This is a genomic window from Halomonas sp. AOP7-B1-5, from assembly GCF_052353045.1.
Classification (GTDB): domain Bacteria; phylum Pseudomonadota; class Gammaproteobacteria; order Pseudomonadales; family Halomonadaceae; genus Vreelandella; species Vreelandella colorata.
In genome coordinates, this window is sequence record NZ_JBQTDC010000004.1 from 57266 (window position 1) to 82188 (window position 24923).

General features: G+C 52.9%; 23 protein-coding genes and 1 pseudogene. 11 read left to right on the top strand and 13 right to left on the bottom strand.

What is annotated here, in order from left to right:
• Positions 1-37 precede the first annotated feature (37 nt).
• A complete protein-coding gene (locus tag ACT3XD_RS03505; protein WP_192536605.1) occupies positions 38-529 on the bottom strand; it encodes a DoxX family protein in 492 nt (163 codons plus the stop codon).
• A 184-nt stretch (positions 530-713) separates the two neighbouring features.
• Between ACT3XD_RS03505 and menA the strand changes: the two genes are divergently transcribed.
• Together menA and ACT3XD_RS03515 are read left to right on the top strand one after the other, a co-directional pair.
• Entirely contained in the window at positions 714-1646 is a 933-nt protein-coding gene (gene menA / locus ACT3XD_RS03510) for a 1,4-dihydroxy-2-naphthoate octaprenyltransferase (protein WP_192536606.1), read from the top strand.
• 29 nt (positions 1647-1675) lie between these two features.
• Positions 1676-3370, top strand: a complete 1695-nt coding sequence (locus ACT3XD_RS03515) for a hypothetical protein (RefSeq protein ID WP_192536607.1) — start codon at positions 1676-1678, stop codon at positions 3368-3370.
• A 68-nt stretch (positions 3371-3438) separates the two neighbouring features.
• Here the strand turns inward: ACT3XD_RS03515 and ACT3XD_RS03520 are convergent.
• Positions 3439-3551, bottom strand: a pseudogene (locus tag ACT3XD_RS03520) (antibiotic biosynthesis monooxygenase family protein); the annotation flags it as partial.
• Positions 3552-3867: 316 nt separating this feature from the next.
• Between ACT3XD_RS03520 and ACT3XD_RS03525 the strand changes: the two are divergent.
• Positions 3868-5457 (top strand): hypothetical protein, encoded by a 1590-nt coding sequence (locus ACT3XD_RS03525; RefSeq protein WP_192536608.1) that lies wholly within the window; start codon positions 3868-3870, stop codon positions 5455-5457.
• A 49-nt stretch (positions 5458-5506) separates the two neighbouring features.
• Positions 5507-7105, top strand: coding sequence for a hypothetical protein (locus ACT3XD_RS03530; protein WP_192536609.1), 1599 nt, complete (start codon positions 5507-5509; stop codon positions 7103-7105).
• A 318-nt stretch (positions 7106-7423) separates the two neighbouring features.
• Here ACT3XD_RS03530 and ACT3XD_RS03535 read toward each other — a convergent pair whose 3' ends face one another.
• The 8 genes from ACT3XD_RS03535 to ACT3XD_RS03570 form a co-directional block, all read right to left on the bottom strand.
• Positions 7424-8848, bottom strand: a complete 1425-nt coding sequence (locus ACT3XD_RS03535; RefSeq protein ID WP_192536610.1) for an FAD-binding oxidoreductase — start codon at positions 8846-8848, stop codon at positions 7424-7426.
• Between the two features lie 400 nt (positions 8849-9248).
• Positions 9249-9671 (bottom strand): hypothetical protein, encoded by a 423-nt coding sequence (locus ACT3XD_RS03540; protein ID WP_192536611.1) that lies wholly within the window; start codon positions 9669-9671, stop codon positions 9249-9251.
• Positions 9672-9781: 110 nt separating this feature from the next.
• Complete coding sequence (locus ACT3XD_RS03545; RefSeq protein WP_192536612.1) at positions 9782-10324, bottom strand: STM3941 family protein; 543 nt, start codon at positions 10322-10324, stop codon at positions 9782-9784.
• Positions 10325-10412: 88 nt separating this feature from the next.
• Complete coding sequence (locus tag ACT3XD_RS03550; protein ID WP_192536613.1) at positions 10413-11036, bottom strand: peptidase E; 624 nt, start codon at positions 11034-11036, stop codon at positions 10413-10415.
• Positions 11037-11156: 120 nt separating this feature from the next.
• On the bottom strand, positions 11157-11618 hold the full coding sequence (locus ACT3XD_RS03555; RefSeq protein ID WP_192536614.1) for a hypothetical protein: 462 nt from the start codon (positions 11616-11618) through the stop codon (positions 11157-11159).
• Between the two features lie 70 nt (positions 11619-11688).
• Complete coding sequence (locus ACT3XD_RS03560) at positions 11689-12072, bottom strand: hypothetical protein (RefSeq protein WP_192536615.1); 384 nt, start codon at positions 12070-12072, stop codon at positions 11689-11691.
• A 91-nt stretch (positions 12073-12163) separates the two neighbouring features.
• Entirely contained in the window at positions 12164-12412 is a 249-nt protein-coding gene (locus tag ACT3XD_RS03565; protein WP_192536616.1) for a hypothetical protein, read from the bottom strand.
• A gap of 342 nt (positions 12413-12754) precedes the next feature.
• Complete coding sequence (locus ACT3XD_RS03570) at positions 12755-13057, bottom strand: antibiotic biosynthesis monooxygenase family protein (RefSeq protein WP_192536617.1); 303 nt, start codon at positions 13055-13057, stop codon at positions 12755-12757.
• 93 nt (positions 13058-13150) lie between these two features.
• Between ACT3XD_RS03570 and ACT3XD_RS03575 the strand changes: the two genes are divergently transcribed.
• Entirely contained in the window at positions 13151-14731 is a 1581-nt protein-coding gene (locus ACT3XD_RS03575) for a cryptochrome/deoxyribodipyrimidine photo-lyase family protein (RefSeq protein ID WP_192536618.1), read from the top strand.
• A gap of 9 nt (positions 14732-14740) precedes the next feature.
• On the opposite strand, the gene gabT is transcribed toward ACT3XD_RS03575, so the two are convergent.
• Both gabT and ACT3XD_RS03585 read right to left on the bottom strand, forming a co-directional pair.
• Entirely contained in the window at positions 14741-16012 is a 1272-nt protein-coding gene (gabT, locus tag ACT3XD_RS03580; protein WP_192536619.1) for a 4-aminobutyrate--2-oxoglutarate transaminase, read from the bottom strand.
• A gap of 11 nt (positions 16013-16023) precedes the next feature.
• Positions 16024-17475 carry an NAD-dependent succinate-semialdehyde dehydrogenase gene (locus tag ACT3XD_RS03585; RefSeq protein ID WP_192536620.1) on the bottom strand — a complete coding sequence of 484 codons (1452 nt, stop codon included), beginning with the start codon at positions 17473-17475 and terminating at the stop codon, positions 16024-16026.
• A gap of 138 nt (positions 17476-17613) precedes the next feature.
• Between ACT3XD_RS03585 and ACT3XD_RS03590 the strand changes: the two genes are divergently transcribed.
• From ACT3XD_RS03590 to ACT3XD_RS03615, 6 genes are all read left to right on the top strand, one after another.
• The gene (locus tag ACT3XD_RS03590; protein WP_192536621.1) at positions 17614-19032 is read left to right on the top strand and encodes an aminotransferase-like domain-containing protein; all 1419 of its coding nucleotides are present in this window, start codon (positions 17614-17616) and stop codon (positions 19030-19032) included.
• Positions 19033-19121: 89 nt separating this feature from the next.
• Positions 19122-19802: a transglycosylase SLT domain-containing protein gene (locus ACT3XD_RS03595; RefSeq protein ID WP_192536622.1), complete on the top strand. Its 681-nt coding sequence runs from the start codon at positions 19122-19124 to the stop codon at positions 19800-19802.
• 37 nt (positions 19803-19839) lie between these two features.
• Positions 19840-20580, top strand: a complete 741-nt coding sequence (locus tag ACT3XD_RS03600; RefSeq protein WP_192536623.1) for a sulfite exporter TauE/SafE family protein — start codon at positions 19840-19842, stop codon at positions 20578-20580.
• 143 nt (positions 20581-20723) lie between these two features.
• A complete protein-coding gene (locus tag ACT3XD_RS03605; RefSeq protein WP_192536624.1) occupies positions 20724-21095 on the top strand; it encodes a hypothetical protein in 372 nt (123 codons plus the stop codon).
• 171 nt (positions 21096-21266) lie between these two features.
• Positions 21267-22385 carry an alkene reductase gene (locus tag ACT3XD_RS03610; protein ID WP_192536625.1) on the top strand — a complete coding sequence of 373 codons (1119 nt, stop codon included), beginning with the start codon at positions 21267-21269 and terminating at the stop codon, positions 22383-22385.
• A 265-nt stretch (positions 22386-22650) separates the two neighbouring features.
• Positions 22651-23256 carry a cell division protein ZipA C-terminal FtsZ-binding domain-containing protein gene (locus tag ACT3XD_RS03615; protein WP_192536626.1) on the top strand — a complete coding sequence of 202 codons (606 nt, stop codon included), beginning with the start codon at positions 22651-22653 and terminating at the stop codon, positions 23254-23256.
• A gap of 2 nt (positions 23257-23258) precedes the next feature.
• On the opposite strand, the gene ACT3XD_RS03620 is transcribed toward ACT3XD_RS03615, so the two are convergent.
• Entirely contained in the window at positions 23259-24848 is a 1590-nt protein-coding gene (locus ACT3XD_RS03620; RefSeq protein WP_192536627.1) for an ABC-F family ATPase, read from the bottom strand.
• Positions 24849-24923 lie beyond the last annotated feature (75 nt).

A 24923-nucleotide genomic window follows, 5' to 3' on the forward strand; every position in this document is an offset into this window, starting at 1 on the left:
CCTCAAAATACCCATTTCACAATGCTGTAAGCATGGTTCAGGCGTGCCGATCGCGTACTATTTTGTTTCTGATATAGGGCAGCACCCAGCGGTCTCCGCCAAAGCGACCGGCATTGGCGCCTGCCACTAGCAAGAAGAAGGTCAGCGCGATCATCCACGGGTTGGTCGAGACGGTGCCCGCCATCAAGAAGGACATGTTCATCACAATGGCGAAAAAAGCCGCGTAGGAGGTCAGGACGCCAACAATCAGCCCAAGCCCTACCAGAACCTCGCCGAACGGAATAACGACATTGATAATATCGGCATAAGGCAGCGCGACGTTGTCTAGAAAGGCAACGTAGTTAGGATAAACCATGCTGCCTTCACGCATTACAGGGTTGGCAACCGCATTACTCAAAAAGCCCTGAGCATCAAAGCCGCTGGTCATTTTGCCAATCCCCAGCGTTAGCCAGGTAATACCCAGATAGAGGCGCAATACTAGCCAGACAAAAGCTGCATATTTGTTTGTTCTAAATAAGTCGCTGATCATCCCGTAGGCTCCACATTAGAGGGGGAATGCCAGTAGTGTGGGGGAAAGCACGTCGGCTTTTTTTGACTTAAGTCTACTTTTTAGCACTTAATTATACATAGAGAGATGTTTTGGCCTCTGCTTATTGCATGCTGGCTCTACTAACGGTTTCTTTACCGCTGATGCCAAAAGGAATAGTCAATAAATGCTCCAATCTGTAAAACGCCCTCACTACCACGCCTGGTTACTGGCGGCGCGACCACGCACACTCCCACTGGCCTGCGCGTCCATTTTACTGGGAACTGGACTTGCCTCTTATCAGGATAGTTTTAATGCAGGCGTATTCTTACTGACCCTGTTAACGGCGATCTCACTCCAGATACTCTCCAATTTGGCCAACGATTATGGGGATGCGGTATCGGGAGCAGATGACCAGGAGCGTATTGGTCCCGTTCGAGCGGTGTCGTCGGGCCTGTTAAGCCCTCAAACGATGCGTAGAGGAATGGTAATCACAGCCACGGCTGCTGCGCTTTTAGGACTTTCATTGCTGCTTACTGCCTTCGGAAACCAGTGGGGGCATATTACCCTCTTCGTACTGCTAGGCGCCGCTGCTTTATTAGCGGCGGTGACCTATACCGTGGGGCTTGGCGGTACGCCTTATGGATATCGGGGGCTAGGTGACATCTCGGTTTTTGTATTTTTTGGGCTGCTTGGCGTGCTGGGGACTTATTACCTGTATACCCAGCAGTTAAGCGGGCTGGCGCTTCTTCCTGCGGCGACCTGCGGACTGCTATCGGCTGCGGTACTGAATGTGAACAACGTCCGCGATATCGAGAACGATGCGCGCAATGGAAAAATCACCCTGGCCGTAAAGCTTGGTCGCGCTAACGCGGTCAACTACCACTGGGCATTACTGGGTATGGCACTGCTGCTTACCTTGATTTATCTGATTGCACTTCCGGTGCCGCTGGTGGGATGGAGCTGCCTGCTGGTCGCCAAGCCGCTCTCTGATGCCGCCAGAACATTAAGCCATAGCCGCGATGGCGAGACTCTCACCGGTATGCTGAAGAAGACTGCCATTTCAACACTGATTTACAGCATGCTGCTATCCATTGGCTTGGCATTTTTTAGTGGCTAACAAGCTTTCTGTTTCAAGGATGATAAATTATGACCATCTCTACTACGCCTTTATCGGTAAATGAATTTCGTCAAGAATTGTCAGTATCAAACCAGCGCAAAATGCTCACCTGGGCTGGCTGCGAGTTACGTGTGGCCTTCTGGCGCACCGTATCAGGCAAGGAGCGACCTGCGGTAATAAAGATAAACGCGCAACGCTACTACGTCGCCTCCACCAGTGCTGACAATATGCAAACGTGGTTTGCCCGAATACAGCGCGAAAAGAACCTTCAAGAAAGCCCTGGAGACGAAACTTCTGGAGACAGTTCTGGAGAAGGTTATGAGAAAAGTTCTAAGAAAAGTTCTGAAGAAAGCTTTGAAGAAAGCAGCGAGCTGGTAATCAAGTCACTGTCGCTTGCCGAGCTTGCCCGCAACGCGCATATCCACCAGTTGGGCATCCACCTGAGCGATGAGCAGGCAGCCATGTATTTTTCAGGCTCTATCATGACACTCTGGGGAGAAACGGCCATTCTAGAGGATAAGAAAGGCCAAGAAATCATCTACCGAGCGGCCGAGGTCTTCACTTTCGAATCGCCTGATGAGCCCGACCCCATCCCCTATGGCGCTGTTCAGTACTGGCACGACGGCGAACTGGAGTACAACCCTGACCGAGATCTGAGTAAGCAACAGTCACTGCATGTGTTCGATGATCAGTGGGACTGGAACAGCCCTCTATTTCCTACCCTACCCGATAAGGTACAGGCACTCAGTAGCCTTTCATCTAACGCGCAAGCCTTTTTCGAGCGTATGAGGGTGCCACCACTGCAAAGCCCAGAGCCTGAGCCAGTACAGCCTCCGGCCCCAGAGCCTTCCTACCAAAACGCTTTTGTCGGCGCGGATAATCTCGCCTCTTTCCACTCACTGCGTGGCATGGTCGATCAGGACATCGTACCGCCTGCCGACGATATCACTCTGACAATCACAAAAGACGCCAAGCATCGTGACAAGCGCACCGACAGCACCGAACGCTGGGGAATAAGGATAAGCTTCACCACGCCCATGGGATTTAATGCCGTTTTCGACCCCGACTGGCTAGATGCTTCTCTCTGCAAAGCCAATACAACACTGCCAGACACTACAGGCGTCCATCATGCCAGCGATGTACTACGCGAGCGTATTGTCAATCATCTTGCCTGGAGCTTCTTTCAGCACGGCCGCGGCTTCGTAAAAACACTGTTCGGTACAGCCTTGAAAGGACTACTACCAAATTGCATTACCAACGGATACGGGGCTTTTCAGCTGGACTACGCGGATAAACGTTTCCCCTGTCTGGCACGCTTTCAGTGCGGTGAACTAGAAGTGGCAGTGCTTTTATTAGGGCAGGATAAAGGCAACTACGTATGCATGCCATTGAAGTTCGAGGAGATCCCGGAGGCGGATTTGCCCACGCTGGTCCCCCGTCGCAGCGAACTGATAAGCATGGAGTCAAAGAGTATAATACTTTCAGAGCACCACCATAGATTGATAATTCCCATGTCGCTTATCGACTTTCCTGACCATTGGTATCGTGGCATTCGAGTCAGCAATCAGCATATCAAATCTCAGTTTATTTTCGGCATGCGCTTCAACACCATGATCGCCGAAATGGAGAACGAACAAACTACCACTGCAAGGTTCCCTCTTAAGTGGATCATAGCAGGCTGTGCGGCAGTGGTTTTGGGCGTAATATTGGGGGTGAGTTTATAGCCCCCCCTTCCTTTGCTAGCCTTTCCATTTATCGCCGCTTGCCCTGCGCTAACGATATTGCCTATGGCTTAAAGCACCATCTCATAGCCTTCAAATTTCGGCGGTCCCAGGTAAATACCTTCTGCGATTTGGCGCCCGCATGGGCTTTGCGGAAGGCTTCTGACTGGGTCCAGGCGCGGAAGGGCTTATTATATCCATGCTGAGCAATGTCATGGCCTGACACTAGAGTTTGCTACCCCACCATGCCATAAGCGCTTAACCGGCGGAGCCCATCAATTTTGCCTAAATAAGTTAGAAACAATAAACTATGTTTTCTTAGGGCTCGGAAGCGCTGGGCGATAAACACTGAACATTGATTTTATCAAAACCCAGTGCCCACGTCTGATTAAGCACGATGAATAAGCACGCGTACTCGCCGCTTCTTATTGTTCATTACTATTTAAAAGCCTGTTGTTTTATAGGGCTTTGAACTGCTATCTAACTCAGGGATGATAACCATGACTACGGATACTTTTACACAATTCTCTTTAACCGAATTTCAGAAAGATCTGTCATCGTCGGATCAGCGCAAGTTACTTCGTTGGGCCGACTGCGAGCTCTATACGGCCTTGGTACGCAATGCGGCAGGCCATGAGGAGCCGGTGGTAATTCAGATAGATGAAAAATCTCGCTACGCCGCTTCAACAAGTGCGGATACCCTGCACAATTTATTGGCTAGCGCCAAGCTTGAAGAAGGTAGTGAAGCAGTGATCAAGCCCCTGCCGTTGGCCGAACTGGCTCGTAATGCGCACCTTTACGGTGTGGGGCTACATATAGTCGACGATGGAGAAGGTGATTATATCGCAGGCCGCACTACACTCGTGCTGGGCATGAAGGCCGTGGTGGAAACACCCGAAAATAAAGAAGTCCTCTATGAAGCGGAGATCTTCTTTTTCAAGCCAACCAATGACGTTCACATGCTGCCGTATGGGTCCGTTCAGTACTGGTACGATGCCAATCCTAAGCATACGTACACGTCGGATGAGAGCCAGGCCGCCTCTATCTACGTATTTGACGATCAACTGGACTGGAGCAACCCTCTTTTCCCTGACCTGCCCGAAGGCGCCATGCCATTGAGCACGTTATCACCCAGTGCTCAGGCTTTTTTCGAGCGCACACGGCTTCCGTTGCTACAGCGCTGGAACGATGCGCCAGCAGAGCCTATAGAACCAGAGCTTCTCTACCACAATAGCCTGATTGGAGAACCCCTTCTCTCTTTCAGCCAGCTACGCGCCATGGTGGATCAAGACATTGTGCCAGCGGCGAATGACATCATCCTTAAGGTTGCCAAAACGGTCCAACTGGAGGGAGAGCCAGCCGATGCCTCTGAACGCTGGGAAGTTAAGGTCAGCTTTACCACGCCCATAGGTATCAAGGCGCTCTTCGATCTGGACTGGGTTCAAGCGTCATTGTGCCAGGCAAATACAGAGCTACCCAATACCATCGGCACCCATAGCGCCAGCGAAGCGCTGCGCGAGCGTATCGTCAATCACCTCGCCTGGGTATTTTTACAACGGGGTCGTAGCTTCGACGTGGCAAGGTTCGGCGAATGCCTAGACGGACTATTCCCCGATCAAGTGATCAACAGTGACAAGGCCTACCAGCCGGACTATACCGACCGCCGTTTTCCCTGTCTGGCCCGCTTTCAGTGCGGCGAATATCCTGTGCCGGTCATGCTGCTGGGGCAGCAAGGCGGCAACTACGTATGTCAGCCACTAAAGGATGTAGACATACCAGAGAAGCACGCCCCTACCTCTATTCCTGGGCGCAGCAGTTTTATCGATATGACGAGACAGACCATGATGCTTTCCAATATTGGGGAAAGATTGGTGCTCCCCACCTCGCTCATCGACTTTCCAGAAGCCTGGTACGAAGGCATTCGCCTCAGCAATCAAAACCTCAAATCCAAATTTGTTTCGAGCATGCGTGTAAACACGTTTTTAAGCGAACTTGAACAAGCAGATGGCGCCACCAGTAGCTCGGCCAAATGGCTCATCGCGGGCTGTGTAGCGGTGGTGATAGGCGTGATAGCGATGATGAACTTGTAATACAGACCAAACAGATAATGCTTGTATTCTGCATCAAGGATGAAAGGTAATGTTAGAAACACTCACCAACCCACTTCCTTTTGATCAATTCAGAAAAGATGTAGAAAGTAATGCAATAGCCAAGATAATAGGTTGGGCGGATCACGAAGTTTATGTGCCGTTTACTCGTTATACGTCAGGTGAGGAGGTAGCACTATTATTTCACGGACGCCTTTTATGTCACGTCAATGCCTCTTATATGGCGGGAGCTGAACAAATATTAAGCTCCACCGAGCCATATACCCATCTTAAAGAAATAGTGATCAAGCCGCTGACGCTTGGAGCGCTATTTTGCACTGCCAATTTTCACAAACTAGGCATCAATATATTCGGTGAAGATCATCGTTTGAACTTAGGCAGTCATGCTATGTGCGTATTGGCCGAGCTTGCTCTTTACGACGATAATGAAAAGGAAGAATCACTTCATTCTGTCACCGCTTTCCCTTTTGAAAATGATGATTGCACAACCCTCCTGCCCAAAGGGGCTGTTCAGCTATGGATGCCTAGCCACCTCTCGGTAACGCTTCCATGGCCCAGCAAGCAGGAGCAAGCTCTACTCATCTTTGATGATCGACTCGACTGGACCAACCCTCGCTTTCCGCCACTGCCGGATAATGCCAAGGGGCTTAGCCAACTCCCCACTATGGCGCAAAAATCGTTTCAACGAATGCAGTTATCGCCCCTACCCATCAAGCGGGACACCCCAAAGGCTTCAGCCGTCCCAGCCGCTATTTACCATAATTCACTGCTGGCTGAGGAAAAAATCAAGAGCTTCAGCCGATTACTGTCAAGGGTAGATAAAGAGATTGTACCCAAAGCGATCAATATCAAGCTGAACGTCACCCATCCTTCAGCGCGAAGTTCCGCACAAGACAGGGCTAACTCCTGGGAACTTCAAGTCAGTTTTATCTCGCCAAGGGGGGGCAATATCATTTTTGCATCAGAGCTGGTCGACACTGCGCTTTGCAAGGCAAATGCCGCGCTACCCAATACCGTCGGTACTCAATGCGCCAACCATCAACTACGTCAACGCATCGTCAAGCATATTGCCTGGATGCTCTTTCAACATGGTCGTGACCTTAATTTCTTGTTCTCTGGGTTCTTTTTAGACCTCCACGGACTCCTTCCATACTCCATAATCAATGGTCGCGGACAATTTCAGCCGGACTACACAGATAACCGTTTCCCTTGCCTTGCACGCTTTTCATTTGGCGAACACCAAGTCCCGGTCATGCTGCTGGGGGCGGATAAGGACAACTATATCTGCATGCCGTTGGCGTCAAAAGCTTTGCCGGAAACAGATGCCCCCCGCCAGATACCTCATCGTAGCGACCTGATCGACAGGTCGACCGGATACGTGGAATTAAAGCGCAGAATCGACAAGCTTTTGATCCCCGAGTCACTTATCGACTTTCCTGATCACTGGTATCACGGGGAGCGAATCAGCAATAAGATGGTTATCGAAGAATTCATCTCACGTATGGAAGAGAAAAAGCTGCACGAAAACACCAACCAGCCAATCAAGGATGAAAGCGGCTCGCCCATGCTGTGGATGATGGGGTGTGTTGGGATCATGGCATTGTTAATTATACTTGACTTGATTCTATAGTCCCCTATTAGCAGCCCTGCATCTCCATGCTTACTTCATCGCTAAGCGCCAGTTTGTTTAAAGTACCTCCGCATAGCCTTCACACTTGGGCAGTCTTAAATATAGCCCTCTGCCCAAGCTGGCATTTCCCTTTTTTGAGTTGCGCCTGAGTGGAATCACAGATTTCACCCCCTTTGCCTCAAGAAGCTTGTTAGGCTTATTTTCTTATGAAGAATGCCGCACGTTGCAACCCAGCATTGCGACGAGCTTTTGCGCAGAATGAGATGGCGCTGCTGGGCGCATATTGAAGGCAGCGCACCTATTGGCTGCGTTCACTGACTAATCGTTGGTGAGCCGTCCCAGATAATGCTGATAGAACAGATTATTAAACACCCCTCCCGGGTCGTAATTGAGTTTGCAGTCTATTAGTGCCTGTGCGCTCGGATAGGCGCGTTGAAACTGCGGGATGGTAGGAAATCGTTGATAGACAAGATAGTAGGTCCCGCTGTGCTCGAGCGCGCGGTCTACCAACATACGAGTCCACTGCTCAGCGTGGGTTAAAGCGCTCTCGTTCAGGTCCATGTTGATGTAAAGCACCACTGCTACCTGGTTTTGCGTGGCGTAAGGCAATAGATTCTCAGTATTGGCGTGGACGTAGCGCAGGGTCACACTCAGTAGATTCACCTCATTTTCTTGCACAACATTTTTCAGCGCACGCATGAATGCCGGAAATTCGTCGAGAGGAACGAAGTACTCCTGCAGAATGTCAGTGTCGGTCTCACTGCTGTAATCGAGAAAGCGGATTGGTGGTCGCATGGCGTTGTTGCGTGATATCAATGCGGTGCTGCCGGGCTTATCCAATAGCCCCTTTTGCAGCTCCCAGCGCAGGGTTTTGCCAATATTACTGCCTCTGGACCAATTGAAGAGCAGCCTATCGCGAGCCACATGGGCCTCTTGCTGCAAAGGCTGAGGCAGGTTTTGCGCGCCCGCAGGCCGGTAGTCGATGGCAAAGCATTCCTCTAAGAAGCGCTCCCCTGGTGCGATGGAGCAACGGCCATAGTGCAGCGAGAGGGCGCTGGCATTGGTGCGCAGATGCGCTGCATAGCCTTCAAAATCGACCGGCGTGACGGTTTTTATTAGCATCTGGTCATCTACCAGTTGCAAGGTCGCATCCAGGATGACACCAAGGGTGCCGAAGCCACCGATCGCGGCGCTGAACAGCTCAGGATGAATATCCCGGCTGGCGGTCACGATCTGCCCGTTGGCGAGTGCGATGCGCATACTACGCACAGTGGAGATAATTGGCCCTTGCTGCGTATGGCGGCCGTGGATGTTGGCGCTGATCGAGCCACCGACCGAAAAAATATTGGACGACTGCATGACCGCGACGGCAAGACGCTGGGGATTGATGGCTTCCTGCACCTGCGCCCAGGTCGCCCCTGCTTGAACTGTGATGGTTTTATGCTCGGTATCTATATTCAGTACACGATCATAACCACGCATGTCGAGCATGACCGCATTCGGGTACAGAATGTGACCGCCTTGACTGTGCCCTGCCCCGGCAATCACCACCTGTTTGCCCTCGATGCGCGCATCTTCCAGCGCGCCGATTACGTCTGCTTCGGTACGCACGCTTACCACATGGTCGATCTCGACGCGATCAATGCGGCTGACGTCCTGTTGAGTCGAGGCTAGACTAAGGCTGCAGCGAAGCAGCAGCATGAGTGCCAAGGCGCACAGGCCGAGCCAGCGCGCCAGAGGCACTGCCGCCAGGCAGAGGGTTTGCGCTGTGTTGATTAAGCTGGCTACAGTGCATCAGTGCGGGTCTCTTGGAGTACTACCGAGGTGAAATAGATGAAATTCAGAGGGTCAAGTGTGGCCTTCTCCATTGCCTATTATTCTAATGAAAGGGCGTTCATCAGCTGGGTAGCGGAGAGACTCTTGATCATAGTGATGAGAGGCCAAGACACCGACGTTTTCGGGTAGTCCCAAAGATAAAATCCCTTTACTTTTTGATGATTTGCCATTGTTCCCTATTTCACAATGCGTTTCGTATAATGCCGCCAGCATGCGCGTCTACGAAATGAAGCCGAAGGTGCCATGCAGTAGCGTCGCATGCCTGGCTTTGTTAACAAGACAAAAGATAGGTTTACCTTTGTCACTCTTAGTCACTGCTAGAATTCCTGAAAATTCGGAAGTAGGCTAAAAGGCAGAAGCTTAAAATCACGCCTATCCAAACGGGTCCCTTTGTACACGCATTGATTTCGGTGGCTCCAGTTCTTGAACCTAAAACAATCCCGTTGCATTGAAAAACCGAACTCACTTCAAAGACATAAGCTGGCCCAAACGTAAGAGCCAGCATCATTGGAGTAAATGACAAGATAAACATAATGAATGGGAATGCGAACATTGCAATTATGTATAAAAAGAACGGCATCTTGTCCATGCATTTATCCATCAGGGAACTATCCATAACCCCGGATCTATCGTCTATAAGCATCCCAAGCATGAAGAACAAAAGGTAAAACCCAAGATAAAGGGCACTACCGACAACCAATCCATGAAAAACAAGAATCAAATCTTCCATGATCTGAACACCTTCCCTATTGTTAACGCTTCAAATACCGGCTTGGTGAAGTTGGCGGCTTTTTTGGAAAAAAAGGTAACAGCTTTGCCATGTCCGCGTGCTTTGACTAGTTAAGCATTTTCACGGCTTCTATGATAATACTCATCAATAATTTCAAGCAAATCATCGTAGCTAATTTTCAAGCTATTTGCTGAAATATTTACTGGTGTTCCGCACATTTTTATATTTGCACGATTTGCCATTCTTTTTAAGGCATTTCCATTATTTGCGTATATTTCAGCGTCTTTCACCTGAATGGATATAAACTTTTGCTTTTGGATTTGATATTCACCAATACTAACTATATCATCCCACGGAATCATTCCCGCTGACACACCACTAGAATTATCTAAAACTCCTTCAGAATTAATAATTAAACCTGGCGAATTATCAAACAGTTTCTTAACCCCTATAAGGCCACACAAGCCAAAAAACACAATAGAAACAACACCAACGCCGTAAACCAAAGTTGGGCTATTAAATTTCCTCTGACTTTCAATGGTTTGAATGTCCATGAAAAGAAACCACACACCAAGCAATACAAAAGCAAATGCTCCAAGCGTGAGCAGAATAATTTTTACCTTATTTAGTTCGATTACTCTTTCTTCAGGCATGTGCTCCGATTCTCTTTTAGATGCTTAACGCTTTACTCACCGGAAAATGACGAGTGCCAGCGAGTTATTTTTCCGGTGCAGTAACTTGTTAAGTTTTGGCACCCCAGACTTCAAAGTTATTGCCATGTATGACAATCGCTTGCATGTTACTAATTGGGCAAAGATCTATTTTCCCTTCATAACTAGAGATAATTCTCTCAACTAACTCTTTGAATGGAAAGTTTGTATGATGAGGAACCGGATAAAAATCAATCATACCTAATGATGAAAACGTGCCAATGTTCGACGCGGCAGTGAAATCATCCATGTCTTTTACATACTCAATATTGCGTGAAAGCACAATGGAACCGGCAGACTCACCAATATATATTTTCCCTGAATTTATTTGTTCATATATGACTTTATCCGCGCCTGTTCTTTTCAGCTCTTGAAGCAGAAAGAAAGTATTGCCACCAGTGACATAGATATAATCATTTTTTTGGAGCGTACTATCTATTGTTTCTTTGGTTGCCGTTGAAATTTCAAGCTCGTCAACAATTAGCCCGCGTTTTTCAAGGGCCTTTTTGCCAGCATCCACATAAAATTTAACATCTTCGACAAGACTCGCCGTAGGTATGAATGTAACAGTTTTGCCTGCACATTTTTCCCCGGCGAACTTCACAAATAAATCTGCTACATCCACGAAAGAAGAAGTTAAAAACATCTTTTTCATTACACCTCCTTTCTGCCCAAGCACTTCTCTAGAAACTTAACGCCTGAGTTGAGGGGCTTTTGTGGAGTACGCGCAGCGTACGGAAAAAAGTCCCTCTCCAACGATTTGTTGGGCCGCAACTTACTCCAAGACCCTTTTGAGGGTTCGAGATTCGGAAACAATCTTGTTCTCCGTTTTGCCGTGAAAGGTCGTATTGCCGATCATAGTATTTCCATCGTTTTGGACTATAAAAACGTAGGTGCCTACATCGAAACCCACACCCTTCTGATCTTCAAATAAAAGTGTTGCTTGATGCCCGTGCATTGAACCGGTGTACGCGAATTTGCGATTCGACGATTCCCCGCCGCGTGTTTGTGAACGAAGGCTTGAACCAGTAAGGCGACGCCCAATTTGTTTAAGCTCAATTTTCCCTACGACCCGAGATACTCCGTTGCGTTCCTCTACGATTTGCCAGACGCCGCTGAGATTAACGCCGCGGTAAAAGACACGCTCCCACAGCACTGGCCATAGAAAGCGCCTGGTGACATACACCAATCCCGCGGCTATCAAACTGGCGGCAACACCAACCCAGAATTCACTCATGATTTTTCACTTGCGGCCCAACGCGGAGCGAAGCGGCGGCCAGTCAGGGGCGTCCGACTTACGCGGCTTGTTAATGCTTTGTCCATCCGTCCAGCCCTCCTCTGGTTAGAACTGTAACCCAAGGGTGGTGCTCCGGATCGAAAGCTACTCCGTAAGCTGGACTCACTATGAACCCGTGCTTTTCAAATGATTGAGGATCATTAGAGAAGATAAAACCTGATAGCGCAGTAAACTGAACACTCACTTGGTCAAACTCTACTCGCTCAGCCTTTATGGTCACCTCACTCAAAAACCCACTTGGCTCAAATCGAAAAATCCGATCCCTATAATCAAATTCCTCCAAGCCTATCCGATTAACTTTGGTGCCCAATGGAGCACCAAGCAGACGGCTCAAATCGTCACGGGTTGCATTTAGGGAAACATCATCAAGCTTGGAAAATGGTTCAATTCTCATAGGCCTTTAACGCTTGCAGCATGCGCGCCCATGGAATGGAGCCGAAGGCGCAATGTAATGGGCGTCGCTGTGCCTGCACTGGTTAAATGCCTCAGACAGAGATCGGCCACTCGGGTTCGTCTTCACCAAATTCCCAAGATTTCAGGTATACCAGCTTCTTTTTTGAGTCGATCTGGTAGGCAACATAAAAGCCCTCCCAAAGCTGGCTCGTTATCCACCAAAGGCCCTGCTTTGAATCAACTGGTTCCCAACCGGGGATAAGAAAAGTAAATTCCTCAGGCTCCCCGACTTTCGCTGTTAATTCATCGATGAAATTTTGAGCTTCTTCCTTGGATGTCATATCTCTCCCCGCATTTAACAGTGATTATATACCCGTCTGCATAACCTCAATGAACGTGCTGGCGCGTTTATTGGGGTTATGCCATCAGCGAAGAAAACAATAAATTTTTGATAAATATCATATTTTCAAATCTTCAGGCAGCCTATCCACTCTTCGCGTGCCCGCTTGTTTTACTCGATTCAATCATACTTTATTCACAAACTTACCTTAGGTCACGCGTAAATTCGATGACAGCCGCCAGCCATAGGTCGTAGGCCTTCGCTCATCCACATTTCGGGCAAGCCCAATACAACACTGCCGCTCATAAGCGGCAGCATCGAATGCGCGATTGGAGCTCAAGGCTCAAAGCACCACTTCATACCCTTCAAACTTCGGCGGGCCAAGGTAGATACCTTCCGGCGATTTTGCACCTGCATGAGCTTTACGAAACGCCTCCGACTGAGTCCAGGCACGGAAGGCGTCTTCTGAATCCCACACGCTATGGGAAATAAACACGGTGTGGTCTTCCTGGCTGGCACCCTGGAGCATCTTGAACTCCTTGAAGCCCGGCACTTCATCCAGATGCGAATCACGGTTGCGCCACACGTCTAAAAAGTCCTCTTCGCGGCCTGGGGCAATCCGGAAACGGTTCATGGCGATATACATGCGCTTACTCCTTTTGAGATGGTGGCGTTGCAGTGCTTGATGGTAACGTCGTCAATCGGGCACGGATAGCCCAAGGTAGACTAAGGGGGCGTTATGGCAAAGACCGGCATCCAGGTGGTTTGGTTCAAACGCGATTTACGCATACACGATCATGCGCCGCTTTCAAACGCCGCCGCGGCAGGGCCGGTGCTTCCTGTCTTTGCCATCGAACCCGGGCAGTGGCAGGCGCCGGACAGCGCGCTGCGCCACTGGCAGTTTGCCGCCGATTCGCTTTTGGATCTGACCCAAGCGCTTAAAATCCGAGGATTGCCGCTATGCCTGTGGCAAGGCGATATATGTGATTTGTTGGCCGCTCTCAAAACGCACTATGGCGATTTCGCCCTGCACTCCCATGAAGAAACCGGCAACGCCTGGAGCTTTGCCCGTGATCTCAAGGTCAAGGCGTGGTGTAGAGAGCACAATATTCCTTGGCATGAAGCGCGCCAGCATGGCGTGGTGCGCGGATTGAAATCCCGTGTGGCTGACCGCGACGCCTGGGAAGCCCAGTGGGAGGCGCTGATGACCGCGCCGACCTGCCCGGCGCCGCCGAATGCCCGAGTAGCCCAGGGTTGGGAAGCCTTTCATCATATTGAAGTCAGCGAGCTTCATGACCTGACGCTCGGATTTGACACTACGCCCTGCCCTGAGCGCCAGCCCGGCGGCCGATATGCCGGTCGGGCGCTGTGGTACAGCTTTATTACCCAGCGTGGGCGGCGTTATCGGGGCTCTATCTCTAAGCCTTTACTGGCCGAGGAATTCGGCTCGCGGCTTTCGCCGCATCTGGCCTGGGGCACGCTATCCATGCGCGAAGTGGTGCAGTCGCTGCGCCGCCAGCGTAAAAAGCATGGTGTGGACTCTGCCTGGAGTCGCTCGCTGCGTGCTTTTGCCTCGCGGCTTCACTGGCACTGCCACTTCATTCAGAAGCTTGAAAGCGAGCCCGGCATAGAGTCGCGCACGTTGCACCCGGCGCTACGCGGCCTGCGCGAACGCGACCCCGCGCACCCCAACTTGATCGCCTGGAAACAGGGCCAGACCGGCGTTCCGCTGGTGGATGCCTGCATGCGCTGCCTGATTCACACCGGCTGGATCAACTTTCGCATGCGCGCCATGCTGATTTCCCACGCCACCTTTGGCCTCGGGCTGCACTGGCATGAGCCCGCCCTGTATCTGGCGCGCCTGTTCACCGATTTCGAGCACGGCATTCACTATCCTCAAGTGCAGATGCAGGCAGGTGCCACAGGCACCAACGCGCTGCGGGTCTACAACCCCATCAAACAGGCAGAGGACAACGACCCGAGCGGTGAATTTGTCGCTCGCTGGGTGCCGGAGCTGACCGTTCTGCCCATCGAGTGGCGCGCCACGCCTTGGGCGCTACCCCAAAGCCTGCAAAAGCGCTTCGGCTTTCAGCCCGGCGAGCACTATCCCCTGCCCTACGATTTTGAAGCCGAAGCTCGCCACTGGAAAAAGATGCTTTACGAGCTCAGGCGAACGCCCGAGGCTAAAGAAGCCAGCCAGGCCATTGTGGATAAATTGGCCAGCCAGCGCCGCCCCCCAAAACGCCACTCCAAACCGAAAAAACCCGCCAGTCGCCAGCAGCTTTCGCTGTTTGACGAAGGCGGGTCTGAAGATGCCTAACGCGGCGTATTAGCTAAGCGCTTCCAGCGACTGCTCAATAATGCTCAAGCCTTCTTCCAGCACCTCGGAAGATACGGTCAGCGGCACCAGAATACGGATGCTGTTGCCGTAGAAGCCACAGGAAAGCAGGATCAACCCTTTCTCACGCGCTTTCGCGCAAATTTGCTGGGTCATCGCGGTGTCGGGCTTGCCGTTACTATCCAAAAGCTCGAACGCGGCCATGGCGCCCAGTTGGCGGCCGTGTGCCACGGCGGGGAAGCGCTCTTCCCAGACGCCAAAACGTTCCGCCAACAGACGACCCATCTGCGCGCTGCGCTCAAGGATGTTTTCTTCCTCGATCACGTCAATGACCGCCAGCGCCGCAGCACAAGAGAGCGGGTTACCGCTGTAGGTGCCGCCGAGCGAGTTGGGGCCGGAGGCGTCCATCACTTTGGCACTACCCACGACCGCAGACAGCGGCATGCCGTTGGCCAGGCTCTTGGCGGTGGTCAAAATATCCGCCTCGATACCGCTATGTTCCAGCGCAAACAGCTTGCCGGTGCGCGCAAAGCCGGACTGCACTTCATCGGCAATCAACAGAATGCCGTGCTCGTCGCACAGCGCGCGCAGCGCCTGTAGGTATTCGGGTGAAGCAATATAGAAACCGCCTTCGCCTTGTACCGGCTCGATCACGATGGCCGCTGTGCGGTGCGGGGCGATATCGGTCTTGAACAGCGTGCGAATGGCATCGAGTGACGCTTCTTCGCTGATACCGTGCAGTGGGTTCGGGAACGGGGCACGGAACACATCGCCCGGCATCGGGCCGAAATCATTCTTGTAGGGCAACACCTTGCCGGTCATGGCGAGTGTCATCATGGTGCGGCCGTGGAAGGCGCCGTCAAAGGTGATGATGCCGGTGCGGCCAGTGGCGGCGCGGGCGATTTTCACGGCGTTTTCCAGCGCTTCGGCACCGGTGTTGACCAGCATGGCTTTACGCTCGGGGCCGCGCACCGGGGTCAGTTCACACAGCTTCTGACACAGCTGCACATATGGCGCGTAAGAGATCACCGCGGCGCTGGTGTGCATGACCTTGTGCAGCTGCGCTTCAACGGCGGCCACGATTTTCGGGTGGCGATGGCCCAGATTCAAAACGCCGATGCCGCCCGCGAAGTCGATCCAGCGGTTACCGTCGGCATCCCAAAGCTCGGCGTTTTCAGCACGCTCGGCAAAGGCCGTGTTCAGGGTCGCTGCGCCGTTGGCCACATAGCGGTTTTTGAGTTCGTTCAGTTCGTGATTGGTCATGCTCATTCCCCTTATAAGCCGCCGACGCAGACGTATTTCAATTCAGTAAATTCATCGAGACCGTGGTGGGAGCCTTCACGGCCAAGGCCAGACTCCTTCACGCCGCCAAACGGCGCCAGCTCGGTCGAGATCAAGCCTTCATTGACGCCGACCATGCCGTACTCAAGCGCTTCCATGGTGCGCCAGATACGGCGGTAGTCGGTGGCGTAAAAGTAGGCTGCTAAGCCAAACGGCGTATCGTTGGCCATCTGGATGGCCTCTTCATCGCGCGTAAACCGGAACACGGGCGCGACGGGGCCAAACGTTTCTTCATCGGCCACGGCCATGGCGGTCGTCACATCGGCGAGCACCGTGGGTGTAAAGAAGCGCTCACCGGCTGCATGAGGCTCGCCGCCGCACATAAGGCGGGCGCCATTGTGCATGGCGTCGTCCACATGGCGCTGCACCTTGTCGACCGCTGCCTGATTGATCAGCGGACCAATCACGCTGCCGTCTGCCAGACCATCGCCCACTTTGAGGGCTTTCACCCGCTCGGTGAGCTTACTGATGAACGCATCGTAAATGCCGTCCTGGACCAGAAAGCGGTTGGTGCACACGCAGGTTTGCCCGGCGTTGCGGAATTTGGAGGCGATGGCACCGTCCACGGCAGCGTCCACGTCGGCGTCGTCAAACACGATAAACGGCGCGTTGCCGCCCAGCTCCATGGCGGTCTTCTTCACGGTGCTGGCGCATTGGGCGAGTAGGCGCTTACCCACTGGTGTGGAGCCGGTGAACGATACCTTGCGCACCCGCGGGTCGGTGGTGAGCACTTCGCCGACTTCCGCTGGTTTGGAGGCGGTCACCACGTTGATGGTGCCTGCAGGCAGGCCCGCTTCCAGGGCAAGATAAGCCGCGGCCAGTGCGGTTAAGGGCGTCGCTTCAGCGGGCTTAATCACCACGGTGCAGCCGGCGGCGAGCGCCGGGGCGCACTTGCGGGTAATCATCGCCAGCGGGAAGTTCCAGGGCGTTATCGCGGCAACAACGCCGACCGGCTCGCGTAGTACTAACAGGCGCTTGTCGGCGCCGTGGCTGGGCAGGGTTTCACCCGCCATACGCTTGGCTTCTTCAGCGAAAAACTCGATAAACGAGGCGCCGTAAGTGACCTCGCCCTTGGCTTCCGAAAGCGGCTTGCCCTGCTCCAAGGTCATCAGCCGCGCTAAGTCATCGGCATGTTCAGTGATCAATTCAAACCAGCGGCGCAGCAGGGCCGAGCGCTGTTTTACCGGGGTAGCGCGCCAGGCGCTACCTGCTTCATAAGCGGCGGCGACCGCATCACGGGTATCCTCTGCGTTTAATTCAGCAACGCGGGCGATGGTCTCGCCGGTGGCGGGATTGTCCACGGCAAAGGTCTCTGTGCCCTTGCGCCACTCGCCGCCTACCAGGGCGGGGACGGCTTCGTGCAACCACTTTTCAATAAAGCTCATACAATGCTCCTATCAACGTATTTCAACACGCTAACAGGGAACTGCCCTATGGCGAATGCACCACTTTCCCGTTCAACCAGACCACTTTTCTGATTTACTGGTGATCAAAGGATATATACCTGAGACCAGAGAGTGACAATGGATGACCAATTAGCCTTACAGCAACTTTTAAAGCGTTATACGCAGCAGCCAGAAAACTTGAGTAAACAGGCACGAATAGAGCAGGCCTTAAGGCAGGCAGTCACTCAGGAGTGGCCTCATCAAACCCGCCTGCCGTCACATCGGCGGTTGGCAATAAACTTGGATGTTGCTCGGCATACGCTGTCTCTGGCCGTTGCCACGCTTGTAAAGGAAGAATTGCTAACAACATCTCATGGCAGAGGAACTTGGAGTTGTAAACCAGCGGTTTACAATACTCCTGTTCAAACCAAGGCTCGGCTATCGGCTCGTGCTTCGCGGGTGCTTCGTTGGCCCGGCGCCAGCCTGGTTCAAAGTGGCGCCTTTGTGCCAGGCATTCCCGATATCGCCCAGTTTCCCATGCGCAAATGGCGCCAGCTTTATGCTAGCGTCACCGTGCCACAAAACGCCTTGTTGCTCTCCTACTCGACCGGCGGCTACGGGCCGTTAAAGCGTGCGATACGCGATTTTCTGGAGCGCTGGCGCAATATTCGCTGCGATATTGATCAGATTATTATTACCGATGGTACGCACAACGGCATTGAGCTGTGCGCCATGGCTTTGGCGGATGTGGGAGATACCGTGGTAATGGAGTCGCCCTGCTACTGGGGAGCGCGCAACGTATTTACCGCTGCAGGGTTAAATATTGCAATGTTGCCGTGGCAGCCCGGCCAGGGCCATAGCCTGCCCGCGGCATCTGCTCCTGTGCAGCTTACTTATTTCACAGGTTCCCATCACTACCCGCTCAGCGTGCCTACCAGCGCTCACGATAAGCAACGTTTGTGTGATGCGTTAGCGCCTGCGTACATCATTGAAGATGATTACGAGTTCAGTCGCGACGACCATACCAATCTGCTGTTTGATCCACAGTCCGAGCGTCACTTTCTGGTGGGCTCTTTTTCCAAAATGATGTTCCCCGGACTACGGCTAGGCTATTTGGTGGTGCCACGCCAGCTATCCGAACCTATGAATCGGCTGCGTAGCGAGCTGTTTCGTGAAGGGCGCATGCTGGACCAGGCGGTGCTTTCCCAGTTTATCTTTGATGGTGATCTTGATGCCTGGTGCCGGCGTATTCAGCGTGACTACCTGGGTCGCCAGCAGGTAATGCATGACCAGCTGCGTACCTTGCCTCGGTTGAAGCGTATTTCACCGCCCAGTAGCGCCATCAGTCTATGTGTGGAATTTGAACCGCCTATTGATGACGTAAAGCTTGCCCAGGCACTGCTTAAGGAGCATTTGATCGTGCGCCCTTTAAGCCCGGTGTGCGCCGCGAATGATCCACGTGTTGGTTTGGTCATGGGGGTGGGTATGCTTTCAGGTGAGACGCTGGCCCGCGAGGCTCAGCGACTGCGCCGCTGTCTGGAAAACCTGTTACGCTAGCCGCTTATAGCTAGGCGTTTATAAAAAAAGCTGATACCAACAATCATAAAAGAGTCAGTGACGACAATATTATCCACAAGGAACTCATCATGCTTCGCCCTGTTGATAGTTTTCCCGCTGCGACTTTATCTTGGTGCATAACATTCCGCACCTGGGGCTTGATAGGCCTTGTTCTACTGCTTTCAGGCTGCGCGACGTTTGCGCCCAACCCACCGCAGGATCAGAGCAATATCTGCGAAATATTCCGCGAACAGCCCACCTGGTACGACTACTCGCGGGATTCTCAGGAAAAATGGGGCACCTCAATTGCTACTCAGATGGCGTTCATTCAGCAGGAATCTTCTTTTAAAAGCCATGTGCGCCCCGACCGCAAATACTACCTTGGCTTTATTCCCGGCCCTCGCCCGTCTTCAGCCAAGGGCTATGCCCAGGCCCAGGACCCGGTATGGGGAGAGTACCGCGACCAGGCCGGCAGCCTGTTTGCCCGGCGTACCAGCATGAAGCACGCCACCGATTTTATCGGCTGGTATAACCGCCGCTCCCAGCAGCAGGCGGGCATTTCGCTGACCAACCCCGAACACCTCTACTACGCCTATCACGAAGGGGCTGGTGGTTATCGGCGCGGCACTTACCGTAATAAGCCGCATGTATTGCGTGCCGGGCAGCAGATTGCCACCCGCACAAGCCGCTATCAGGCCCAGCTAAACGCCTGCGAAGCCGAGTTTCAATGCCGCCGTTTTTATCAGGTCTGGCCATTCTGCCGAAGTTAATTGCCATAGCTAATTGTCGTAATTAAGAAGTCTTAATATGTCACTACTCATCGGTTCAGCGTTTGTCCTGGTCGTTTTTTTGACGTCGATGCTGTCAGGCATCTTCGGCATGGCGGGCGGCCTGGTGCTGCTGTGGTTCCTGCTGCTTATTTTTCCTGCGGGTACTGCCATGGCGGTGCATGGCGTGATCCAGCTTACCGCTAATGGCTCGCGCGCATGGCTATCGCGGCGGTTTATTGTCTGGCGTATTGTCGCGTTTATGACACTGGGCGTGCTGAGCGCGGCGGGCCTACTGCTGCTGTTCAACTACAGCCCCAATGCAGCCACCGTTTCGATTCTGATCGGCCTGATGCCGATTCTGGTGTGGATGCCCAAGCGCTGGTTTCACCTGGATGCTAATCGCAAAAGTCACGCGCTGTGCTGCGGGATAGCGTCTGGAGGATTAACCATTGCCGCCGGGGTTTCGGGTCCGCTGATTGATATCTTCTTCGTCCGCTCGCATATGGATCGCCGCCAAGTCGTTGCCACCAAGGCGATGATCCAGGTGGTTGCCCATAGTATTAAAATCCTCTTTTACCTGGGTGCCGCACTTTCGCTTAGCACTGCGGAATGGGGCATGATACTGCTGGCAGCGCCGTTTGCCATTCTGGGTACCCAAACGGGCACGCGTATCCTGCATCGCCTGACCGATGCCAACTTCCGCACCTGGACCCGCTGGATTGTGACCGGTATTGGCGCGTTCTATTTTGCCCAAGGGATTTACCTGCTTAGCCGTTAAACCTTAAAGGGGCTGGGCAATACGCAAAGCTCGCACCTTTGATTGACAGGACAATTGTCTGGCGCTATCGTTTCGATAGATGAAAATGAGAAACAATCTCTTTATGAAATCATTTAGCCAGTAATAATACGCAGGTAAGCGACATGACCAGTGAACAGCGACAGCTTCGCCAAACCATCGTGTTTTTGCGAACCTCGTTTGAAGCGATTCAACACTCGATCGCAGGCCGTCTGGATGACCCGCTTCCCTGCTGGCTGGATGCGGGAATGCTTTCGATGTTATCGCGCGAGCTGATACGCTGCAGCCAACAGGCCAAACCGCTGTTTGCTGCGCCCACGGTCGAGCAGATATTTGTCGCCTCACAGCAATGCGAGCTGTTGTTAAAGCAGTGCCCGGGCGTGCTGAGTAGCGCCTTGTGCTACCGCCAGCTAGCGGCCATCATGCTGCCGCTCAATACCGCGCTTCAAATGATGGCGGTGCCTCCTAAACGCCGCTGGTTTTGGCAGCGTAGCTAACTAAGCCCTTGTTCCATACATTATCCAAACCCCATCTTATTTTAAGATGGGGTTTTGTTTTTATGCGTGCGGCCTTATGTATCGGAGCATAAAACGGTGGGTGGCACTTAATAGTAAACTGGTCTATTCTTGCCTGTATTGTTATCCAATCACGCAAAAGGAGTTGGCTGAATGGCATTTGAAGCGCTTTTTCAACCACTGGAACTGGGCAGCCTGTCTATCCCTAACCGCATTGTCATGGCGCCGCTGACGCGTGCCCGCACACCGGACAGCGTGCCGAGCAAGCTGCAGGAAGCCTATTACGGCCAGCGCGCTGACTCAGGGCTGATTATCAGCGAAGCGACCAATATTTCCCCGACCGCCCGCGGCTATGTTTACACACCGGGTATCTGGACCGACGAACAGGAAGCTGGCTGGCAGCGGGTAGTGAATGCCGTGCACGCCAAGGGCGGGCGCATTGCGCTACAGCTGTGGCACGTTGGGCGCGTTTCGCATGAAATGGTTCAACCCAACGGCGAGCAGCCAGTGGCACCTAGCGCATTGAAAGGCGAAGGCGCCCAGTGCTTTGTTGAGTTTGAAGACGGTACCGCTGGGCAGCACCCCACCAGCACGCCCCGCGCACTGGAGACCGACGAAATTCCCGGCATTGTGGACGACTACCGCAAGGCCGCCGAACGCGCCAAGCGCGCGGGCTTTGACATGGTGGAAGTACACGCGGCCAACGCTTACCTGCTCAACCAGTTTCTGGCGACGGGCACCAATCAGCGTACCGATCAATACGGTGGCTCGGTCGAAAACCGCGCCCGCTTCCCGCTAGAAGTTATTGATGCGGTCATTGAGGTGTACGGTGCAGATCGTGTAGGCATTCGTATGACGCCGTTCATCGAACTGTTCGGCCTGACCGATGATGAGCCGAAAGAGATGGCCTTCTATATGGCAGAGCAGCTTTCCAAGCGCGGTCTTGCCTACCTGCACTTGAACGAACCTAACTGGGCGGGTGGCGACATCCAGTTCCCTGACGGTTTTCGTGAGCAGATGCGCGAGCGCTTTACCGGCAGTCTGATCTACTGCGGTAACTACGATGCCGAACACGCCGAAGCGCGTATTAACGATAAAACTACCGATGTGGTGGCATTCGGGCGACCCTATATTGCCAATCCTGACTTGGCCGAGCGCTTTCGTGTAGGGGCTACGCTTAACCAACCCAATCACGACACGTTTTACGGTGGTGACGAGAAAGGCTATACCGACTATCCGTTCATGGATAACGGTTATGACCGTATTGGCTAACCATGGCGTAGGCTTTAAACGCTAACTGATTGAAAAGAACTATCCCAAGCACTACTTAGGTAGTGCTTTTTTTATGCTTCAACGTCGGGAAAGGCTGGTAGTCTAAGAGGCTGTACAAAGCAGAGCGGGGATGACGCCCAAGACGCGTTTGCTTTGCTACCACCATGTTGCGGCTCAAGCAGCCATAGTCGTTATGGAATAGTGACCATGAAATAGTCCATGGAGACGGTGGTATCGATGATCGAAAAACAAGGAGAGGCAAGTTTTGGAAAATACATCGCTGGCAACACTACTGGCACTGGGTTCCATGCTATTGGGCTGCGTGGCGTTGGCTCTTTTCGTGTTTATCGTTCGCCCCATTCGGCAGCGCAAAAAGGCGCAAGCCGCCTTGAAAAAACAGTCGCAAGAGAAAGTGGCCGTGAGCGACGTGCCCGAACCAGCGCCCGCGCCCGCCCCTGTCCATGCCAAACCTGCCGCCAAGGTTTCTCAGCACTCTTTATTTATTATTTTTGCGGAACCCGGGCAAGCCACCGAGCAGACGCTTACCCAGTGGCTTAAACAGATCAATGCCGACTACGACCCGTTAAAGAAGATATTTCTGGTCGCCGGGCAACAACCCGCCAATCCCATTACCATTGCCAACGCCTTCTTACCTGGCGAGCTGCCGGATCTATTCAGAGACGAAAGCGCTGACGATGCTATCAAAGGCATCAGCCTGATCGTTAAGCCACCTTTACGCAAACGCCGCAATCAACAGATGATTGCCTATGTGGCGATTGCGAAAGAAGCGGCAGCGCTGTTTAACGCCGATGTGTTGGATACCCAGCATCAAAGCGCTACCGAAGAGACTTACCAGCAGATTATTGGCTAGCCTTACACAACGCCTTGGCTACGCAAGTAGTCGTCATAGCTGCCGCTGAAATCGACAATGCCTTCTGGCTGCATATCGATAATGCGCGTGGCGAGGCTTGAGACGAACTCACGGTCGTGGCTTACGAACAGCAACGTGCCTGGGTAGTTTTCCAGCGCCAGGTTAAGCGCCTCAATAGACTCCATATCCAGGTGATTGGTCGGTTCATCCATCAGCAGCACGTTAGGGTTGGTCAGGGTTAGCTTGCCAAACAGCATCCGCCCCTGCTCACCACCGGAAATAACCTTGATAGATTTTCCGATATCGTCGCTTGAGAACAGCATGCGCCCCAGCGCACCGCGTACCACCTGCTCGCCGCCCTGAGTCCACTGCCCCATCCACTCGAAGAGCGTCATATCAACGGCAAAGTCATCGGCGTGGTCCTGAGCAAATACGCCAACGTCGGCCGCATCGGTCCACTTCACTTCGCCTTTATCGGGGTGCAGCTCACCTGCCAGGGTTTTCAGCAAGGTTGTCTTGCCGATACCGTTGGGGCCGATGATTGCGATACGCTCACCGGCTTCGACGGTCATTGAGAACCGGTCGAACAGCGGCGCACCGTCATCGTAGCCTTTGGTAATCGCGTCAACGTTGACCGCATTACGGTGAATCTTCTTGTTCTGATCAAAGCGGATAAACGGGCTTACCCGGCTGGAAGGCTTGATGTCTTCGAGCTTGATTTTATCGATCTGGCGCGCCCGTGAGGTTGCCTGCTTGGCTTTTGAGGCGTTCGCCGAGAAGCGGCTGACAAACTGCTGAAGCTCGGCAATCTGGGCTTTTTTCTTGGCGTTATCCGAGTGCTGACGCTCACGCGCGGCGGTTGCCGCCGTCATGTAGTCATCATAGTTACCTGGGAACAGGGTAATCTCACCGTAATCCAGATCCGCCATATGCGTACATACGCTGTTTAAGAAGTGACGGTCGTGCGAGATGATAATCATGGTGCTGTTACGCGCCGTCAGAATATCTTCCAGCCAGCGGATGGTGTTGATATCCAGGTGGTTGGTAGGCTCGTCGAGCAGTAGCACATCAGGGTCTGAAAACAGCGCCTGGGCTAACAGCACGCGCAGCTTCCAGCCGGGAGCCACTTCACTCATTGGGCCGGTGTGCTGCTCAATGGGAATCCCCAGACCCAGAAGCAGTTCGCCCGCGCGGGCTTCGGCGGTGTAGCCGTCAAGCTCGGCAAAGCGTACTTCAAGGTCGGCCACGGCCATTCCGTCTTCTTCGCTCATTTCCGGCAGGCTGTAGATACGTTCGCGCTCGGCGGCAACCTTCCAAAGCTCAGTATTACCCATGATCACGGTATCGATGACCCGCTCGTTTTCATAGGCGAACTGATCCTGACGCAGCTTACCCAACCGCGTGCTGCGATCCAGCATGACCTGACCCGAAGAGGGCTCAAGTTCACCGCCCAGGATCTTCATAAAGGTCGATTTACCGCAACCGTTGGCGCCAATCAGACCGTAGCGATTGCCGTTATTGAATTTGACGGAAACGTTTTCAAACAGGGGCTTGGCCCCAAACTGCATGGTGATATTGGCGGTAGCGATCAAGATGTGGACCCTGGTTGGCGAATTGCGCGTACAAAGGCTCGCGATTCTACGCGCTCTTGGGCGTGGTTACACCTA

Bases quoted from the DNA above. Each gene is read 5' to 3' on its own strand.
- menA (WP_192536606.1), top strand. From the start codon at position 714: ATGCTCCAATCTGTAAAACGCCCTCACTACCACGCCTGGTTACTGGCG.
- ACT3XD_RS03610 (WP_192536625.1), top strand. From the start codon at position 21,267: ATGGCATTTGAAGCGCTTTTTCAACCACTGGAACTGGGCAGCCTGTCT.
- ACT3XD_RS03525 (WP_192536608.1), top strand. From the start codon at position 3,868: ATGACTACGGATACTTTTACACAATTCTCTTTAACCGAATTTCAGAAA.
- ACT3XD_RS03540 (WP_192536611.1), bottom strand. From the start codon at position 9,671: ATGGAAGATTTGATTCTTGTTTTTCATGGATTGGTTGTCGGTAGTGCC.
- ACT3XD_RS03555 (WP_192536614.1), bottom strand. From the start codon at position 11,618: ATGAGTGAATTCTGGGTTGGTGTTGCCGCCAGTTTGATAGCCGCGGGA.
- ACT3XD_RS03565 (WP_192536616.1), bottom strand. From the start codon at position 12,412: ATGACATCCAAGGAAGAAGCTCAAAATTTCATCGATGAATTAACAGCG.
- ACT3XD_RS03550 (WP_192536613.1), bottom strand. From the start codon at position 11,036: ATGAAAAAGATGTTTTTAACTTCTTCTTTCGTGGATGTAGCAGATTTA.
- ACT3XD_RS03530 (WP_192536609.1), top strand. From the start codon at position 5,507: ATGTTAGAAACACTCACCAACCCACTTCCTTTTGATCAATTCAGAAAA.
- ACT3XD_RS03505 (WP_192536605.1), bottom strand. From the start codon at position 529: ATGATCAGCGACTTATTTAGAACAAACAAATATGCAGCTTTTGTCTGG.
- ACT3XD_RS03570 (WP_192536617.1), bottom strand. From the start codon at position 13,057: ATGTATATCGCCATGAACCGTTTCCGGATTGCCCCAGGCCGCGAAGAG.
- ACT3XD_RS03605 (WP_192536624.1), top strand. From the start codon at position 20,724: ATGACCAGTGAACAGCGACAGCTTCGCCAAACCATCGTGTTTTTGCGA.
- gabT (WP_192536619.1), bottom strand. From the start codon at position 16,012: ATGACCAATCACGAACTGAACGAACTCAAAAACCGCTATGTGGCCAAC.
- ACT3XD_RS03590 (WP_192536621.1), top strand. From the start codon at position 17,614: ATGGATGACCAATTAGCCTTACAGCAACTTTTAAAGCGTTATACGCAG.
- ACT3XD_RS03560 (WP_192536615.1), bottom strand. From the start codon at position 12,072: ATGAGAATTGAACCATTTTCCAAGCTTGATGATGTTTCCCTAAATGCA.
- ACT3XD_RS03600 (WP_192536623.1), top strand. From the start codon at position 19,840: ATGTCACTACTCATCGGTTCAGCGTTTGTCCTGGTCGTTTTTTTGACG.
- ACT3XD_RS03585 (WP_192536620.1), bottom strand. From the start codon at position 17,475: ATGAGCTTTATTGAAAAGTGGTTGCACGAAGCCGTCCCCGCCCTGGTA.
- ACT3XD_RS03595 (WP_192536622.1), top strand. From the start codon at position 19,122: ATGCTTCGCCCTGTTGATAGTTTTCCCGCTGCGACTTTATCTTGGTGC.
- ACT3XD_RS03545 (WP_192536612.1), bottom strand. From the start codon at position 10,324: ATGCCTGAAGAAAGAGTAATCGAACTAAATAAGGTAAAAATTATTCTG.
- ACT3XD_RS03515 (WP_192536607.1), top strand. From the start codon at position 1,676: ATGACCATCTCTACTACGCCTTTATCGGTAAATGAATTTCGTCAAGAA.
- ACT3XD_RS03575 (WP_192536618.1), top strand. From the start codon at position 13,151: ATGGCAAAGACCGGCATCCAGGTGGTTTGGTTCAAACGCGATTTACGC.